The sequence below is a fragment of the Ignavibacteriota bacterium genome (assembly GCA_019637995.1).
GTDB lineage: Bacteria > Bacteroidota > Ignavibacteria > Kapaibacteriales > UBA2268 > JANJTB01.
Window position 1 is genome coordinate 601,174 of sequence record JAHBUQ010000002.1, and the last position, 16,776, is coordinate 617,949.

At 35.6% G+C, this 16,776-nt stretch carries 14 protein-coding genes; 7 read left to right on the plus strand and 7 right to left on the minus strand.

Features of this window, described 5'->3' with window-relative positions; all coding sequences use genetic code 11:
* Window positions 1–195 precede the first annotated feature (195 nt).
* Complete coding sequence (locus tag KF896_08470) at window positions 196–2,424, minus strand: nitric-oxide reductase large subunit (protein ID MBX3043736.1); 2,229 nt, start codon at window positions 2,422–2,424, stop codon at window positions 196–198.
* A gap of 250 nt (window positions 2,425–2,674) precedes the next feature.
* Between KF896_08470 and KF896_08475 the strand changes: the two genes are divergently transcribed.
* The gene (locus tag KF896_08475; protein MBX3043737.1) at window positions 2,675–3,244 is read left to right on the plus strand and encodes a TetR/AcrR family transcriptional regulator; all 570 of its coding nucleotides are present in this window, start codon (window positions 2,675–2,677) and stop codon (window positions 3,242–3,244) included.
* Here the strand turns inward: KF896_08475 and trmD are convergent.
* The 3 genes from trmD to KF896_08490 are packed head-to-tail and all read right to left on the minus strand — an operon-like array spanning window position 3,233 to window position 5,032.
* Entirely contained in the window at window positions 3,233–3,907 is a 675-nt protein-coding gene (gene trmD / locus KF896_08480; protein ID MBX3043738.1) for a tRNA (guanosine(37)-N1)-methyltransferase TrmD, read from the minus strand. The two genes, KF896_08475 and trmD, sit on opposite strands and share 12 nt — an antisense overlap.
* Window positions 3,903–4,442, minus strand: coding sequence for a 16S rRNA processing protein RimM (rimM, locus tag KF896_08485; GenBank protein ID MBX3043739.1), 540 nt, complete (start codon window positions 4,440–4,442; stop codon window positions 3,903–3,905). Before rimM ends, trmD begins: the two co-directional genes overlap by 5 nt.
* Before the next feature lie 8 nt (window positions 4,443–4,450).
* Window positions 4,451–5,032, minus strand: coding sequence for a DUF2179 domain-containing protein (locus KF896_08490; GenBank protein ID MBX3043740.1), 582 nt, complete (start codon window positions 5,030–5,032; stop codon window positions 4,451–4,453).
* A gap of 153 nt (window positions 5,033–5,185) precedes the next feature.
* On the opposite strand from KF896_08490, the gene nuoF reads away from it, so the two are divergent.
* Window positions 5,186–6,517, plus strand: coding sequence for an NADH-quinone oxidoreductase subunit NuoF (gene nuoF / locus KF896_08495; GenBank protein ID MBX3043741.1), 1,332 nt, complete (start codon window positions 5,186–5,188; stop codon window positions 6,515–6,517).
* A gap of 119 nt (window positions 6,518–6,636) precedes the next feature.
* On the opposite strand, the gene KF896_08500 is transcribed toward nuoF, so the two are convergent.
* Both KF896_08500 and KF896_08505 read right to left on the minus strand, forming a co-directional pair.
* Window positions 6,637–7,344: a tetratricopeptide repeat protein gene (locus KF896_08500; protein MBX3043742.1), complete on the minus strand. Its 708-nt coding sequence runs from the start codon at window positions 7,342–7,344 to the stop codon at window positions 6,637–6,639.
* A gap of 219 nt (window positions 7,345–7,563) precedes the next feature.
* Entirely contained in the window at window positions 7,564–8,292 is a 729-nt protein-coding gene (locus KF896_08505; GenBank protein ID MBX3043743.1) for a DUF1573 domain-containing protein, read from the minus strand.
* 173 nt (window positions 8,293–8,465) lie between these two features.
* Between KF896_08505 and KF896_08510 the strand changes: the two genes are divergently transcribed.
* The 5 genes from KF896_08510 to KF896_08530 all read left to right on the plus strand — a co-directional run bounded on the left by KF896_08510 (window position 8,466) and on the right by KF896_08530 (window position 16,034).
* Window positions 8,466–9,614, plus strand: coding sequence for an acyl-CoA dehydrogenase family protein (locus KF896_08510; protein ID MBX3043744.1), 1,149 nt, complete (start codon window positions 8,466–8,468; stop codon window positions 9,612–9,614).
* Between the two features lie 14 nt (window positions 9,615–9,628).
* A complete protein-coding gene (gene nadD, locus KF896_08515) occupies window positions 9,629–10,228 on the plus strand; it encodes a nicotinate (nicotinamide) nucleotide adenylyltransferase (GenBank protein ID MBX3043745.1) in 600 nt (199 codons plus the stop codon).
* A gap of 168 nt (window positions 10,229–10,396) precedes the next feature.
* Complete coding sequence (locus KF896_08520) at window positions 10,397–12,259, plus strand: tetratricopeptide repeat-containing sensor histidine kinase (GenBank protein ID MBX3043746.1); 1,863 nt, start codon at window positions 10,397–10,399, stop codon at window positions 12,257–12,259.
* 276 nt (window positions 12,260–12,535) lie between these two features.
* Window positions 12,536–14,224, plus strand: coding sequence for a hypothetical protein (locus KF896_08525; protein MBX3043747.1), 1,689 nt, complete (start codon window positions 12,536–12,538; stop codon window positions 14,222–14,224).
* A 40-nt stretch (window positions 14,225–14,264) separates the two neighbouring features.
* Entirely contained in the window at window positions 14,265–16,034 is a 1,770-nt protein-coding gene (locus KF896_08530; protein ID MBX3043748.1) for a hypothetical protein, read from the plus strand.
* A gap of 182 nt (window positions 16,035–16,216) precedes the next feature.
* Here KF896_08530 and KF896_08535 read toward each other — a convergent pair whose 3' ends face one another.
* The gene (locus KF896_08535) at window positions 16,217–16,645 is read right to left on the minus strand and encodes a hypothetical protein (GenBank protein ID MBX3043749.1); all 429 of its coding nucleotides are present in this window, start codon (window positions 16,643–16,645) and stop codon (window positions 16,217–16,219) included.
* Between the last annotated feature and the right edge of the window lie 131 nt (window positions 16,646–16,776).

Consider the following 16,776-nt stretch of genomic DNA (forward strand, 5'->3'; position numbering starts at 1 on the left):
GTTAATTTGTACATGATAAAGCCCCAAATCATTAAAATAAATTATCAAAGTGCTGATTCCTATATGCAACTTAATTCATTTTCAATTAATTTCCAAATTTTATTTTAAAATATTTTAAATGTTTTCCATTTTTATAAAAAAATCCACCGTATATTTTTCATACGATGGATTTATTTTTATCTGCGATAGTTCTTTCTACTTTCTATTAACTTTTAATGTCAATACGAACCAGGCAAATCCGATTGCACCAATTGCGAAAATAGTATCACCAAAAACACGCATCCACTTGAAGAAACCTACAACCGGTGTCTGCAAAAATTCAGCTGAACGTGCATACCATAATCCGTGATTTACACTTGCTATTGTCTGCAAAAGTCCGACCGGAAGCAAACTGAGTAATGCCATTGCCGCAAGACCAATATTTATACTCCAGAATGAATATTTTAACAGTTTCTCATTCCACGCGATCTCTGTATTCATACTGCGGAGAACAAATAGCATCAATCCGATACCCAACATTCCATATACTCCGAAAAGTGCAGTATGACCGTGGAGTGGCGTTGTATTTAAGCCCTGCATATAGTATAATGCAATAGGCGGATTAATCAAAAAGCCAAAAATTCCGGCACCTACAAGATTCCAAAAGGCAACTGCAATGAAGCTGTATATTGCCCATTTATATTTTTCAAGCCAAACAGTTGCTTTACTTATTTTCAGATTATGAAATACTTCAAAGCCAATCATCACAAGAGGCACGACCTCCAGAGCGCTGAATGTTGCTCCAAGAGCCAGTACTTCGATTGGTGTTCCCGAAAAATACAGGTGATGAAATGTACCTAATATACCACCGGACAGGAATACTGTAGTAGATGTTAATGATGCGACTGTTGCGGTCTTTATTTTAAGCAAACCAAGTTTCACAAATAAGAATGCAATTACAACAGTTGCAAAAACTTCAAAGAAACCTTCAACCCAGAGATGTACCACCCACCAGCGCCAGTACTCAGTAATAGCAAGATGAGTGCGCTGTCCCCACATCAATCCTGCACCATAGAAAAGAGCTATTGCGATGATTGATATTGCAAAAAGTATCAGCAAGGGTTTGTTCTCATCAGCTTTTTTGATGGCAGGCATAAGTGGTCTGAACATCAGTACTAACCATATTATTAAACCTACGAAGAGGAATATCTGCCAGAATCGCCCTAAATCAACATATTCCAAACCTTGGTGACCGAACCAGAAGTTTGCAGTATAACCTAATTTCTGCATAATTCCGAACCATTGACCTGCAAGAGAGCCGACAACTATAATTAAAAGAGCTATAAACAGGAAATTCACCCCAAATTTTTGATATTTCGGCTCATAACCTGAAATAGCCGGAGCAATGAACATTCCGGTTGCAAGCCATGAAGTAGCAATCCAGAATATCCCAAGCTGAACGTGCCAGGTACGTGTAAGACTGTAAGGCATAAAATCAGCAATCGGGATTGAATAGAAAGCCTGACCTTCAACACCATAGTGAGCTGTTACAATACCTGAAATTATCTGTGCTACAATTAACAATACCACAACCCACAAATATTTCAGTATTGCATGCATTGATGGGGTGATGGTAAGTCCAGCCATCGGATTAGTAACTGGATAGGAATCAGGGTGGTCTTCTTTCGTAGATGCATGCAGGAATATCATTCCACCAATACCGGCTATAAGCATAATTACGCTGAAACCTGTCCAGAGCATAAGACTTCCTGCCGGTTTATTTTCTACTAATTCTTCGTGGGGCCAGTTATTAGTATAGGATATATCCTGTCCGGGACGTTGAGTTACTGCCGCCCATGCAGTCCAGAAGAAGAACGCATTTAACTTTTCCATTCTATCTTCATCCTGGATTGTATTATTTTTCATTGCATACGCTTTTCGCAACTCGAGATACTCAGGGTCATTCATAAAGAGCTTTCTGTAATGCTCGCTGTTTGACTGATATGCTCTTGCTCTGACTTCAGATATTGCTACAGTTTCTGTTTCAGGGTCGTAAGAATTGAATCTTATGTCCTTGATTAATCTCGCTTTCAGTGCTGCTTTCTTTTCGACATCAAGTTTTTCATACTCAACGCCAAATTCGGCTCTACTAAAGTCATTCAGTATAAAAACTGCTTCTCTGTGGAGCCAGTCTGCTGTCCAGTCCGGAGCAATGTATGCTCCATGTCCCCAAACAGAGCCCAGTTGCTGACCACCCGTAGAATGCCATACATTTTGTCCGTCAAGTATGTCTTCGCTTTCTGCAATCAGATTGCCGTTAGCATCTATTATCTTCAAAGGGATGGGCGGTTTTTCACGGTAGATTTCTCCGCCATAATAAAGCAATACGGCGAACGAAATACCGATTACTGCACTTAAAATATACCAGTATTTTTTGTAACTCATAGTAATTCTCCAAAAGTTTTTTAAATCAGACAAATTCATCTGATATAAAAATACGACTATTTATTTAATTTTCCAATTAATTAATTATTTTTATAAAAAGTTTTAATATTATTGTTTACGAGAACTTGAAAAAGAAAATAATTTTTTATTATTAAATCATTATACAATGCTTATAATATATTTATTATCAATACGTTAACTACGTTATATTTAAATAACATTGTTGCTTATTATTAAAGGAATTATTAAAATGTCTAAAAAGGATATTCAAACAGAGAGATTACTCCGTTACTTTCTGGAAAGTACAAAGAATATTATTAAATCTGAGGGAGTAGATGCTCTAACAGTCAGAAGTATTGCTGATAATGCAGGATACTCATTTGGTACACTGTATAAATATTTTAAAGATATCAAGGAGTTAGTAACTCAAAGCGGACTTGAATTTATTGCAGAATGTGAAGAATATGTTCTTGAAAATACTCCTGAAAGCACTAATCCATCCGACAGAATTAAGTTTAAATCCGGTAAGTATATTGAATATTTTGTTCAATATAGCGGTATTTATAATTTATTATTTTTATCAGGAAAAAAATCAATTGGTGATATTAAAAATTATAATCATGCATTACTGAAAATGCACCAAAATGTATTTGGTACAGAGTTCGGGAGTATATTTGGTGATAAATCCAGAGAAATGCTTGATTTGTTTATAAATATTATCAATGGCGGATTACTTCTGTACAACAATAGGCTTTATCCCGAAACATTTTCGGAATTCAGGCAAAGAATAAATTTCCAGATTGAATTTTTACTCAAGTAAATAAGGTTTTCTGAGCTTTGTTTTTTCAATTGATTTTTCAATTTCCCAATCACGGATTTTTTTCGGGTCACCTGAAAGGAGAATCTCCGGTACTTTTTTGCCGCGGAAATCAGCCGGTCTTGTATATCTTGGCGGCTCAAGAAGACCATCCTGATATGAATCTTCAAGAGCTGAAGATAAATCTCCGAGCACTCCCGGAAGTAGTCTTACGATAGCATCAGTAAGAACAATAGCCGGGAGCTCTCCACCGCTCAGTACATAGTCACCGACCGAGATTTCGCGTGTTACGAAAGTATCGCGAATCCTCTGGTCAATACCTTTGTAGTGTCCGGCGATAATTATAATATTTGATTTAAGTGATAGTTCATTGCAAATTGTTTGATTTAGATTTTCACCATCAGCTGACATATAGATAATTTCATTGTAATCACGTTCTTCTTTCAGCTTTTCGATACAATCGAAAACCGGCTGACATTTAATAAGCATACCGGCAGCACCACCAAAGGGATAATCATCTATATGTTTAAATTTATTATCAGCATAGTCATGCAAATTGTGCAAAATAATCTCCGCAATGCCTTTGTTTCTGGCATTTTTGATGATGCTTGCATTAATTGCTGATTCCATTATTTCAGGCACAGCCGAGAGAATATCAATTCTAATCAATTGAATCATTGCCTGCACCTGTTTTTGGCTCTTCAAGTTCTTCAACTCCATCAGGCAGATTTAGAAATAATTTTCCGGCGTTCAGATCAATATCTGCAATAAATTCTTCAACAAAGGGAAGACTAAGTATTGTCAACCCTGTATCAATAACGATAACATCATTTGCCGGAAGCATAATCAAATCAGCGACCAGTCCGATTTCATTTTTGGTAGAATTATCAATTGCCATAAGCCCGACAATTTCATGAGAAAAAGTCGTTTCGGGATTGCTTTTCTTAAGCATATCTTCTTCAACGAAAACACCCATTTCCATAAGCGCCTTGGTTCTTTCATCACTTGTGATTCCTTCAAGCCTTAGCTTAGCACTTCTCTTGCCTGATTTCCAATAGACTAATTTATACTTATGTGAAAATCTTTCAGAATATCCGACTGATACATCAATATCAGCCGGAACTTCAATTCTCTCGGCTATGAGATTGCTAACACTCATTTCGCCGTTAAATCCACGTTTGTCGGTAATTACACCTAACATCACCATATTTATTTTTTCCTCGTTATAAATCTGAAATACTTGCCTGCAAACATTGGATTGGTTTGCGAGGGAAATACCCCTCCACTAACAAATTTGACATCCTCAATTGTATAAAAAGCATTAGGATTATAATGCTTGATTGATTGGATAAGATCAGCACTGCTTGAGCGTTTAATAACAAGAAATATTACTTTGACGTCTCCATTTTGACCTTCTGCGTCAATGACTGTTGCAGGATGGTTGGACTCTCTCAGATGTCTTACAAGTTCGGTAGCATCTTTATAAGTTATCACTCTAACAATAACAAATCCCAAAGATAATTTCTCTTCCAAAACAATCCCAAAATAAGTGCCCGTGGCAAATCCCATAGAATAAGCAAAATAGTAATAAAAGTTATTGAGATTAAGCATAATCTGGCTTACAGCGATAATCCATATAAATGATTCCAGAAATCCTAAAATAGGTGCAATCTTCTTCAATCCCTTTGCAATGAGTATAATTCTTATGGTTCCTATACTGACATCTAAAATTCTTGCAAGAAAAATTAAAAATGGTATCAAGAACCATGAAGTAAATACGTCTCCAAAAATATCTGATAAGTTCAATTTAAATAATTATTTTTATTTTTGTAACAAAACTGATTGTAAAATTAAGTAAATTTGCTTATTTTTCAAATTTGTATTTTACAAAAATGAAAAATATTTTTAAAAATATGAAATTATATAATTTTTCGAGTAATAAATATGAGTGAAAATTTTCCTAAACTGTTGTTACCTGATATAACTGATTTGCATAAAATAGATGTCTATGTTGCAAATGGTGGCTACGAACAATATCGCAAAGCATGTCAAATGACTAAAGACGAAGTAATCAATGAAGTGAAAGCTTCCAAACTTCGTGGTCGTGGTGGCGCCTGCTTTCCAACGGGATTAAAATGGAGTTTCATGCCAAAAGGCAATGATAAACCGAAATATCTTGCTATTAACGGAGATGAATCCGAGCCGGGTTCATTTAAAGACAGACAGATTTTTGAATACAATCCCCATCAGTTGATTGAAGGCATACTTATTGCCGGATATGCTATGGGTATTAAAGCCGCTTATATTTACATCCGCGGTGAATACCATAAATGGGTAAATTGTATGCAGGATGCAGTTGACGAGGCATACTCTGCAGGTTATATCGGTGAGAAAATGAAAGAAAAATTCGGCTCTGATTATACAATTGATATTTATGTACACAAAGGTGCCGGTGCTTATATATGCGGTGAGGAAACTTCACTGATGAACTCACTCGAAGGCGACAGAGGTTACCCGAGATTCAAACCGCCATTTCCTGCTCAAGTAGGATTATGGCAGATGCCTACAACCATCAATAATGTGGAAACTATTGCAACTGTCCCCGCTATATTCAGAATCGGTGCTGCAGAATATGCTAAAATCGGTGCTGAAGGTCATCCCGGAACTATACTTTTTGGTGTTAGCGGCCATGTTAACAAACCAGGAGTTTACGAACTGCCTACCGGCTTTCCGCTCAAGAAATTAATTTATGAAGTATGCGGGGGTGTGCCCGGCGATAAAAAAATCAAGGCAGTTATTCCGGGCGGCTCATCAATGCCTCCGCTCAGAGGTGACGAAATTGACGACATACTGATGGATGAAGAATCACTCAAGAAATTGGGCACTCATATCGGTACTGCCGGAGTAATGGTAATGGATGAAGACACAGATATTGTTAAAATTACCCAGAGAATTGCACACTTCTATCATCACGAATCATGCGGGCAGTGTACTCCTTGCCGCGAAGGTTGTGGCTGGATGGAAAAAATCCTGAAACGTATCAGTAAGGGTGAAGGAACAAGACAAGACCTTGATTTACTTCTTTCTGTTTGCGATAATATCGAAGGCAATACTATCTGCGCTCTTGGTGATGCAGCGGCTTGGCCCGTGAGAGGATTTATACTGAAATTCCGGGATGAATTTGAAGCAAGAGTTCAGGACAAACGTACTTTCAAAGCACTTAATGTAGTTCACGGAAAACGCGAAACAGCCGAAACACTGGTTTTTGAGAATTAGTATAAATATTTAAAAGTAACATTTCCGACAGAAATGTTGTTATGATTATAATCGTAATAAAATAGCCCTGCAAATTATATTATTGTCAGGGCTTTTTTCATTATATGTATTCTATGAAATCAAATCACAGTTTCGCCAAAGTCATCCAGATGGGACAGCCCATTCCTTGCTTTGATGTCATCCGGGTCGAGCTCTAAAGCTTTACGGTATGCAGTTCTTGCATCAAATCTTCTGTCCAGACTTAAGTAAGCATCACCAAGAAGTGCATAGGCAGAAGGACTTTCAGGATTATCCGTTACAACCTTATTCAAGCTCGCTGCAGCTTCTTCATACAGACCAAGTCTAAGGCATACAACACCAAGATGAAAAAAAGCAACCAGAAACTTTGGATTATTTCTTGTAACATGCTTGAAAAACCCATGGGCGTCGTTTAGGTGACCACAGTGATAAGACAAAATCCCTGACCAGTAATAAGCCATAATGAATTCCTTGTCAAGTTCAATTACTTTTGCAAGAAATTTCAATCCTTTCTTGATACTGCCTATTCTATAATATGCAAGACCTAATTCATAATATACTGTTGGGAATTCGGGTAAAAAACTTGTAGCAATTTCTAAATGCTTTACAGCATCATCCATATTGCCCAAGCGGTAATATGCATTGCCAAGATGTTTATGTACAATGCCAAGTTCAGGGTTCCTCTCTAAAGCTTTATGGTAATGCTCAATTGCTGCACCATACTGCCCGTTAGTTTCATGCTGATATGCTTCTAAAACATCAACATCATCAGAATCATATTTTACTTTCAGGTTATGGTTAGAAAGCATATTAACTCCATTTATTATAAAAACGAATTTTCAGAATTAGGAAAAAATCAAAAAGCAAATATATAATTAATAAAATGAAAATACGAATTATTTTGTTGATTAGTATTAAGCAGATTAGTTTTTTTGAATTTAGCTAAAAATATTCAGTATTTATAATAAAAAAACTGCTTCAAAATGCAAGTAATGAAGCAGTTTTTTTAATATAATAAATTATTGAAATTAATTTTTGCCGGTTTGTGGTTCTATAATGTTACCCCAAATTGGTAATTCTATTGTTGGGGATTCCTTGCTGTCAGTTTGGATAGTCAAAGTAGACTGAAGTCTGCCGGTTTTCTTTGGCTTATATTTCATTTCAACAGTATAAGAAGCTTTAGGTTCGATAATTGTATTTCTTCTGATATTATGTTTAAGTTCGGTAGGGTCAATATCTTTAGAAGCCATTCTTAGTGAAAAATTTATAATTTTGATTGGTTTATCCGTATTGTTCGTAATAACTGAGCGCGTTGATGATTCCTCATCTACGATCAATCTGTTGAAGCCCAGATATTTTGGTGCAGTACCAACATGTACTACAACATTACATTTTAAAAGTAAATTCTGCTCAGGTTTTTCAGGGTCATTTGAAGATATTCTTACTGATTTAACAGTATTACCCTGATAACCGGAAATATTAAGATTTACTCTTAAAGTAGCGAATTTCCCCGGAGCAATAATGTCGGTATCAAGCGAATCGGTAGTACATCCGCAACCCGGCTTAACCCTTTTGATTTCCAGAGTCTTGTCGCCTTTGTTATGTAATTTGATATCACCTTTTAAAACGCCTTGCTCAGGCTTGACGTTTCCCCAGTCATGAACTGAGTTGTTTTCGATGAATAGTTTTGGCTGTGCAGAAAGTGATATAAAAGCAGCCATTAATGCAACTATTGATAACTTAAGTATATTTAACATGAATATAACTCCTGAATAAATATAAAATCAATTTGTTTAAAAACATAGTTAATATGTAATAAGACTGATAAAAGTAGATTTTGTTTCATTATGATTAAATAAATATCCATCTAAATAGTTAATTATGATTATATGAAAATGATTTTTAGAAATTTAATCGGAGATAAGTAATGATTTCTTTTGAACTGAGTGAAATACAAGAACAAATTCAGGATGCAGCAAGAAAATTTGCAAGAGAAGAAATAGCTCCAGGAGTTATTCAGCGGGATATTTCTACAGAATTTCCACGCGATATTCTAATGAAAATGGGCGAACTCGGATTTCTTGGTATGATGGTATCGCCTGATTGGGGTGGAAGTGGACTTGACGCTGTGAGTTATGTGCTGGCACTTGAAGAGTTTGCCAAAGTTGATGCAAGTATAGCAATCGCTACTTCCGTTCAAAATTCGCTTGTATGTTGGATTTTGGAAAATTACGGAAATCATTATCTTAAAGAAACATATCTCAAGCCGCTTGCTGAAGGAAAATATCTTGGTGCATACTGTCTGAGTGAACCTGAAGCCGGTTCAGATGCACGCGACCAACATACACTTGCAGAATACAGCGATGGATACTGGACTATTAACGGTACAAAAAACTGGATTTCAACTGCGAAAAATGCTGATGTTCATATTGTTTTTGCTCAATCGAATCCTGAACTAAAGCACAAAGGTATAGTTTGCTTCGCTATTCCAAAGGATGCTCCCGGTCTGGAACCGGGTCTGAAAGAAGACAAAATGGGTATGCGATCAAGCGAAACTTGCTCAATTGGACTGACTAATGTAAAAGTAAGTAATGACAACCTGATTGGTTCTGTAGGCGAGGGCTTTTATATAGCTATGCGAGGGCTTAACGGCGGACGAATTGGTATAGCTTCTCAATCTGTCGGAATTGCTCAGGGGGCATTTGAACTTGCTGTAAAATATTCTCTGGAACGCAAAACAATGGGCAAGCCGATTGCTGAGCATCAGCTTATTCAGGCAAAACTTGCTCAGATGGCGATGAAAATTGATGCCGCAAGACTACTCACTCTCAAAGCAGCATGGCTCAAAGATAATGGCAAAGACCATATACAGGAAGCATCACAGGCAAAGCTTTTTGCTTCTACTATTGCAAACGAAGTTACAAGAGAAGCTGTGCAGATTCATGGTGGTTACGGCTATGTCAGAGAGTATCAGGTTGAGAGAATGATGCGTGATGCAAAAGTTACAGAGATTTACGAAGGAACATCTGAAATTCAGCAATTAGTAATTGCGCGTGAAATTCTTAAGAAACATTCCTGATAATTGGATAATAAATGAAAATTGGAATATACGGCGGCTCATTCAATCCGGTTCATAATGCACATATTGACTTGGCAGGGCACTTTCGGGATATTTTAAATCTTGATGCGGTATATTTAGTTCCGGCATATAAATCACCTTTTAAAGAAAGAGGTGATTTTATGTTCAGTGACAGCCAGAGAATTCAGATGCTGAATCTCGTCGCCACCAATTTGGATAAAATCTTTGTTGACGATTATGAAATTACGAAAGGCGATACATCATTTACCATTGATACTATAAATTATTTTGTTGATAAATTTGGGCATAGATCTGAACTCTGTTTGCTGATTGGGTCTGACCAATGGGTTAGTTTTCATAAATGGAAAGACTGGAAACTCATTCTGGATAAGGTAAAACTATGTATCGCAGGTCGTGATATTGAAAATAATTCTATCAATGATGTATTAACGGAGTACTTATTCTATAATTCAGAAAAGGTAATTTTTTTGGATACTCCGCTTTTGGATATATCATCTGAAAATATAAGAAAACTCCTTAATCAGAACCAAGATGTAAAAGATTTAGTACCTCAAAGCATTTATAAGTATTTGAATGATTTAATCAAGAGATAATTCCTTGGAAGAAAAATTCATTTTTGATTGTTTTTGCGCTCAATTTCTACAACATTTTAAATTTATATAAAAAAATATCAACCTTAATCTCGTGAAATAAAAAAAAATTACTCTCTATTTAATAAATTTTGAGTACTTTGCAAAGATATTAAAAATTATTTTGAAATTATGAAAATTGTATTAAGTTTATTTATTATTATTTGCATTAATGCAGTATCTCTCTATTCCAATCAGTTCGTGGACTATAAAGAGAAATTTGATGATTTATTAAATAATAATCCGGATTCCCTTATTTTTGAAGCCGATTTACTTAAAAAAATTGAAAACGAAAAAGAATCTCCCGGGCTTTTTGCTCTTGCAGAACTCTATACCGGTTTTTTTTATGGCAGGAAAAGACTGTCTGAGAAAGCAATTCAACAATATTTTAAAGCTGAACAATATTTCCTAAAAGCAGGGAACAATGAATATTTAGGTATCGTTTACCGTAGCATAGGAGCGGCTTACAGGCACATGAAAGATTTTGATAAATCAAGTCATTATTTTGCTAAAGCACTCGAGTTTATTCCTGATACCAATGTTAGAGAAAAATCGAAAGTGATGAATCATTATGGTGATATTTTAAGAGATATGGGTAGAATTGATAGCGCATTTCATTATTATCACCTAAGCCTTTCTATTGCAGACAAACTTGATACAGCAGTAATGGCAAATAATTTCAATAATTTAGGCGATTTATTCATGCTAAGAAATAATTATGATTCAAGCGCCTATTATTTTAATAAATCTCTGGAGTGGCTATTGCCTACAGGAGAAATTTCTGAGGCTGCCGAAAATTACACATCCCTTGCTGACCTTAATCTTAAGCACGGAAAGTCAAAAGAAGCAATCAGCTACATAACCAAATCAATTGAAATGCTTGATGGCAGACACTCTGATTATGAGTTGTATAATGCTTATGAAGCAGCTGTAAATATTTACAAAGAGCTGAATAAGAAAGATTCGCTTATAAAATATTTATTCAATTTGTATGAACTTGAGAAAATAACCGGAAAATTAAGGTATCAGCAAAATATCTCAGCAATAGAAGTCGAGCGTTCACTTCAAGCGAAAGAGAATGAATTTAATTTACTAAAAAAAGAGAGTATTTTTAATCAGCTGATTAACTATCTCCTTATAATAATTGTGGTACTTGTAATTATTGCGGGTATTCTTTTATGGTTTCAGATTAAGAATAAAATGAAAGAAAATCTGGTTCTAATTAAGCAAAAGGAAGAAATAAGTCAGGCTAAGAGTGAGCTGGAAGCTGCTTATAAAGATATACAACAGCTTAATGCCACAAAGGATAAATTTTTCTCTATTATTGCACATGATTTAAGAAATCCTCTTGGAAGTTTTCGTGATATAACAAAAACACTCTTTGATTTACATGATGAATTTTCTGCTGAAGAGCGAGTTAATTTTTTGAGATTGATGAATGAGTCTGCTGATAAAGTATATAATCTCCTTGAAAATTTATTGGAGTGGTCAAGAACTCAAAAAGGAAAAATTGATTTCAACCCGGAACCATTTGATTTTCATTCAATTGTTTCATTCAATATAAATCTTTTGAATCCTGCAGCTGAGAATAAAAATATAAAGATAATCAATAATACTATTGAAAATTCAATCATATTTGCTGATCCGAATTTAATTAATGCTATAGTTCGTAATCTTGTTTCAAATGCAGTTAAATTTACTGATATTAATGGCGAAGTAAAGATTTATTATGAAGTTAAAGATAAAAAAGCACTTATTTCAGTCGAAGACAATGGAATAGGAATGTCACCTGGAGATATTGAAAAAATCTTTAGAATAGATATCAGTACTACCACTATTGGCACTTCTAATGAGAAAGGTTCAGGGCTTGGATTGATTTTGTGCAAAGAATTTGTTGAAATGCACGGCGGAGAGATTGGTGTGGTCAGTACGATTGGTAAAGGTAGTAAATTCTGGTTCACAATTCCGATTGAGTCTTTTCCTGATCAAACTTGACAGTAATTCGAGAAAAATGATGTCCAAATACCAAATCTAACTAAAATATGTAAATCAGGTTCTGCAGCTATTTCAAATTTTGGTTGAAGACAATTCAAAATATAAGTAAACTATATAATATCTTACGATATAATATACTTGACTACCGGCATTATTATTCAAAATCAAATTATATTTCTCCTACTTATATTTAAATCCATAAAGATACTCCAATAATTCTGTTTAATTTGCGTATATTATTGCAATATAAATGTTTTATTAAAATAAGTCTCAGGAATGACAATAATTAAATCCCCGCTGATAATACTCATTTTATTTATTTATGCGGTAAATGCTTTTTCAAATGATTCCGAAACGCTTTTCCGAGCGATGGATAAAGAGCTTAAACGCACAATGGATGTGCTTTCCAAAGAGGAAAAACCGCCATATTTCATATCCCTCAATGTTACTGATGTTGAAACAGTCAGCATTTCGTCAAGATTCGGCAAGTTGATAAATTCAAGCGATAATGATTCACGAATTTTGGATATTGATTTAAGAGTTGGTGATTATGAGTTCGATAATACTCATATAATTCGCGGTAATCCATTCAATTTTGGTGGTGGCGCAGGCACAATTCTTCTTCCACTCGAGGATGATGAGTCAACAATCCGAAATGCTGTTTGGTTTGCTATTGACAAGAAATACCGTTCAGCAATCGAAAGACTCGACAAAGCAATCACTAATCAGGCAGTTAAAGTGAAAGAAGATGACGAGTCGGCAGACTTTTCCCGCGAAAAGCCTGTAAAGTATAAGGGTGAATTAAGTAAAATAGCAATCAACAAATCAAAGTGGGAAGAATATACTCGATCAATTTCGGCTGAGTTTAATAAATACCCATGGATATTAAGCAGTTCTGTTTCATTCACTGGTGAGAATAAAGCCAAATATTTTATCTCAACTGAAGGAAGTAAATTGGAATGGTACGAAACGGCTTGCCGTTTGTTCGTCAGTGCATCAACAAAATCCGATGACGGAATGAGCCTGCCTCTTTACAAAAGTTACTTTTCGTTTACTCCCGATGGGCTCCCTTCAGCAGAAACAGTAATGAAAGATATTGAGCGAATGGTAGAATTACTTTCTGCATTAAGATTTGCTCCGCTTGCTGAGACATTTTCGGGTCCGGCAATATTATCAGGCGAAGCATCCGGCGTATTTTTCCATGAAATTTTTGGTCATCGTGTGGAAGGTCACCGCGAAAAAGACCCAAATTCCAGCCAGACATTTAAAAAATCAATTGACAAGAAAATTTTACCGGAATTTATAGATGTTGTTTTTGACCCAACTATGAATAATCTTCGTGGTACAGAGCTTTCAGGTTATTACAAATATGATGATGAAGGTATGCCCGGCAAGCGTGTAGTTACAGTTGAGGAAGGTATTTTCAAGAATTTTCTTATGAGTCGCTCACCTATAGAGGGCTTCAATAATTCCAACGGTCATGGCAGGCGTCAGGCCGGATATTCGGCTGTATCGCGGCAGTCCAATTTAATAGTTGAATCTAAGGAAGCTGTTTCAAACAAACAGCTTAAAGATATGCTAAAAGCAGAAATAAAAAAACAAAACAAGGATTATGGGCTATATTTCGAGGAAGTTTCCGGTGGTTTTACTTTTACATCCCGGACAATTCCAAATGCTTTTAATGTAACTCCGCTGGTTGTTTATAAAGTCTTCCCCGATGACCGTCCTGACGAGCTGGTTCGTGGTGTTGATTTAATCGGTACCCCACTTATGACATTCGCAAATATAGTTGCTGCAGCTGATGATATGGGAATTTTTAACGGAATCTGCGGAGCTGAATCCGGTGGAGTACCTGTATCGGCTTGCTCACCGAGCCTGCTTGTATCAACTATTGAGGTTCAGAAAAAGCAGAAATCTCAGGCGAAACCACCGATATTATCATCTCCGGTTGCTTCAGGACAATAATCTTAATTTATATTAATAAATAACAAGGCAATTAAAATAAATGCAAAAGAATAAATTTTTAATTATAATATTTCTAATATTTCTTACTTCATTAAAATCACTTTTTTCAGCGAACGATGAAGATATTCTGATGGCAATGCGGGATGAAATTAAACGCTCAATGAAAAGCCTCCAACTCGAATCGCTCAAGAAGCCTTACTTTATTGAGTATAAATTGCGCCTTCGTGAAGCCGGCAAAGTCGTTGCTTCGCTTGGGAAAGTCCTGGAATCTGATAATACAAAATTTGCACAACTTACAGTTGATCTGCGAATTGGTGATTATAATTTCGATAATACCAACTTCTTTGATGTTGGATTGAGTTTCTTTGGCAGTTCGGATGATGAAGAGTCGTTCAAAAACCGAAGAGTTCAATATGAGCAGGATTACAACACGCTCCGGAGAGAACTTTGGCTTGCGACTGATGCCGCATACAAACAAGCGTCAGAAATTTACACAAAGAAGGAATCTACTCTCAAAGGCAGAATGAGACGAGATACAACACCCGATTTTATTCAGGTAACGCCACAAAAAAATTATCAAAAGAAGGAATATCCAAATTTTGACTTTAAATATTTTGAAAATGTTGCTAAGGAATTATCCGGTGTTTTCCTAAAATATCCGTCAATTCACCGCTCTCAGGTAGGATTTGAGTTTATTCCCGAAACTGTATATTATGTCAATAGCGAAGGAATGGAATATATCAAAACCGAGTATCAAACAGGACTTGAAGTAGCAGCTTTCGCTCAGGCAAATGACGGTATGCCGCTTTCAGATTATTACACTGCTTTTTCGCTTGCGCCGCAGGACTTGCCTAATGCCGACTCGCTCAAACGTGGTACAGAAATAATGGCAGCCACATTCTCAAAAATTTTGGATGCACCATTTCTTGAAGAGCCGTATTCCGGACCTGTAATATTTGAAGGTGCTGCCGCTGCAGAAGTCTGGGCACAGGTATTTATGCCTAATCTTGTGGCTCAACGCTCTCAGCTCAGCGAAGGTGGCATTCAGCAGCCTAACAGATTTCAGGCATTTCAAACAAAAATTGGCGGAAGAGTTCTACCCGAATTTATGTCCGTTGAAGCCAAACCAAATATTGAAAAACATGCTTCTACTAAATTAATCGGTACATATGACCTTGATGAATCAGGTATAAAACCACAGGATGTTAAACTTGTTGAAAATGGTTACCTCAGAAATTTACTTTCTGAAAGAGTACCCACAAGACGTGTTAAATCATCTAATGGTCACAGAAGAGGAGGCGGTGCTATGCTTAGCAATATGATAGTAACGACTGACAAAACAAATACTGCCGAATTAAAAGACTTAAAAAACCGTATGATGATGCTTTGCAAAGACAGAGAATTGCCTTTTGGTGTTATAGTAAGAAAGACTTCCAACCAGAATATGATTTTCACTACACTATTCAAATTATCAATGGGTGGGCTTGGATTTGCCAGAGGTGACGGAGCGATGAATCTGCTTAACGCATATAAAGTTTATCCCGATGGAAGTGAAGAACTTATTCGCGGAGCTGAAGTTGCAGGAATTTCACCACAGACTTTTAAGGATATAATAATGGCAAGCAACAGACAGTTTGTTTATAATTATCTATCTCCTTCGGTAATTTCGCCTTTTATGACGGGCGGTGACCAGTATGTCGGAGCTAGTATTGTAACACCTGACCTTCTTTTCGAAGATATGGAAATCAAAACTCCCGATGAAGATTTCAGAAAACCACCGGTATTGAGCAATCCTATATCTGCGAAGTAATTTATTTGTTTACAAAATTTTTCAAAGGGCTGAAGTTAATTCAGCCTTTTGCATATAATGATTTACTGAAATACAATACTTAGTATTGTGATAAGAGTTAATAAATAGAAATTATGTATTTTATAATTTTCTTAATTTTCGACTACTAAATAATAAACATCAGCATTTCAAATATAATTGACTTAATGACTGTTTCTTTGCCTTAATTCCGTCTGCAAATCCTTAAATTTTGCAAGATCGTGCGCTAAATCAATTAAATTCTTTACAGCTCCGCGTGTCAGAGCTAAATAAACATCTTCAAATCTTGATTTTAATTCAAAATCAGCAAATTCTGAAATTTCTCTCAGGAATTCTGACATTTCATTGCACAGTCGCTCGGTTTCCTTTTGAAGAAGCTCGATACCCTCAGCGTTTGGATTTACTTTTCTCATCTTAGAATATATATTCCACAGACTTTTTCCTGAGAAAACCAATCTGTTTAAAGTGTCAGCATTATCATAATTGGCACATATTTCCAATATTGATTCGAAATCATTTTTCTTTCTTAAATTTCCATTTGTATATTGATTTAAATAATCAACTACTGCTTTTGTATCTTCTGAAATTATCATAAATAAATGAATTAATACTAAAAATTTAGAGACGCAAAAGTCGTTATTTATAATATAAATTTAAAATATAATAATAATTAATTTTTATACATAATTGCAATTTAAGGTGTTTGAAATTAATATAATTAGAA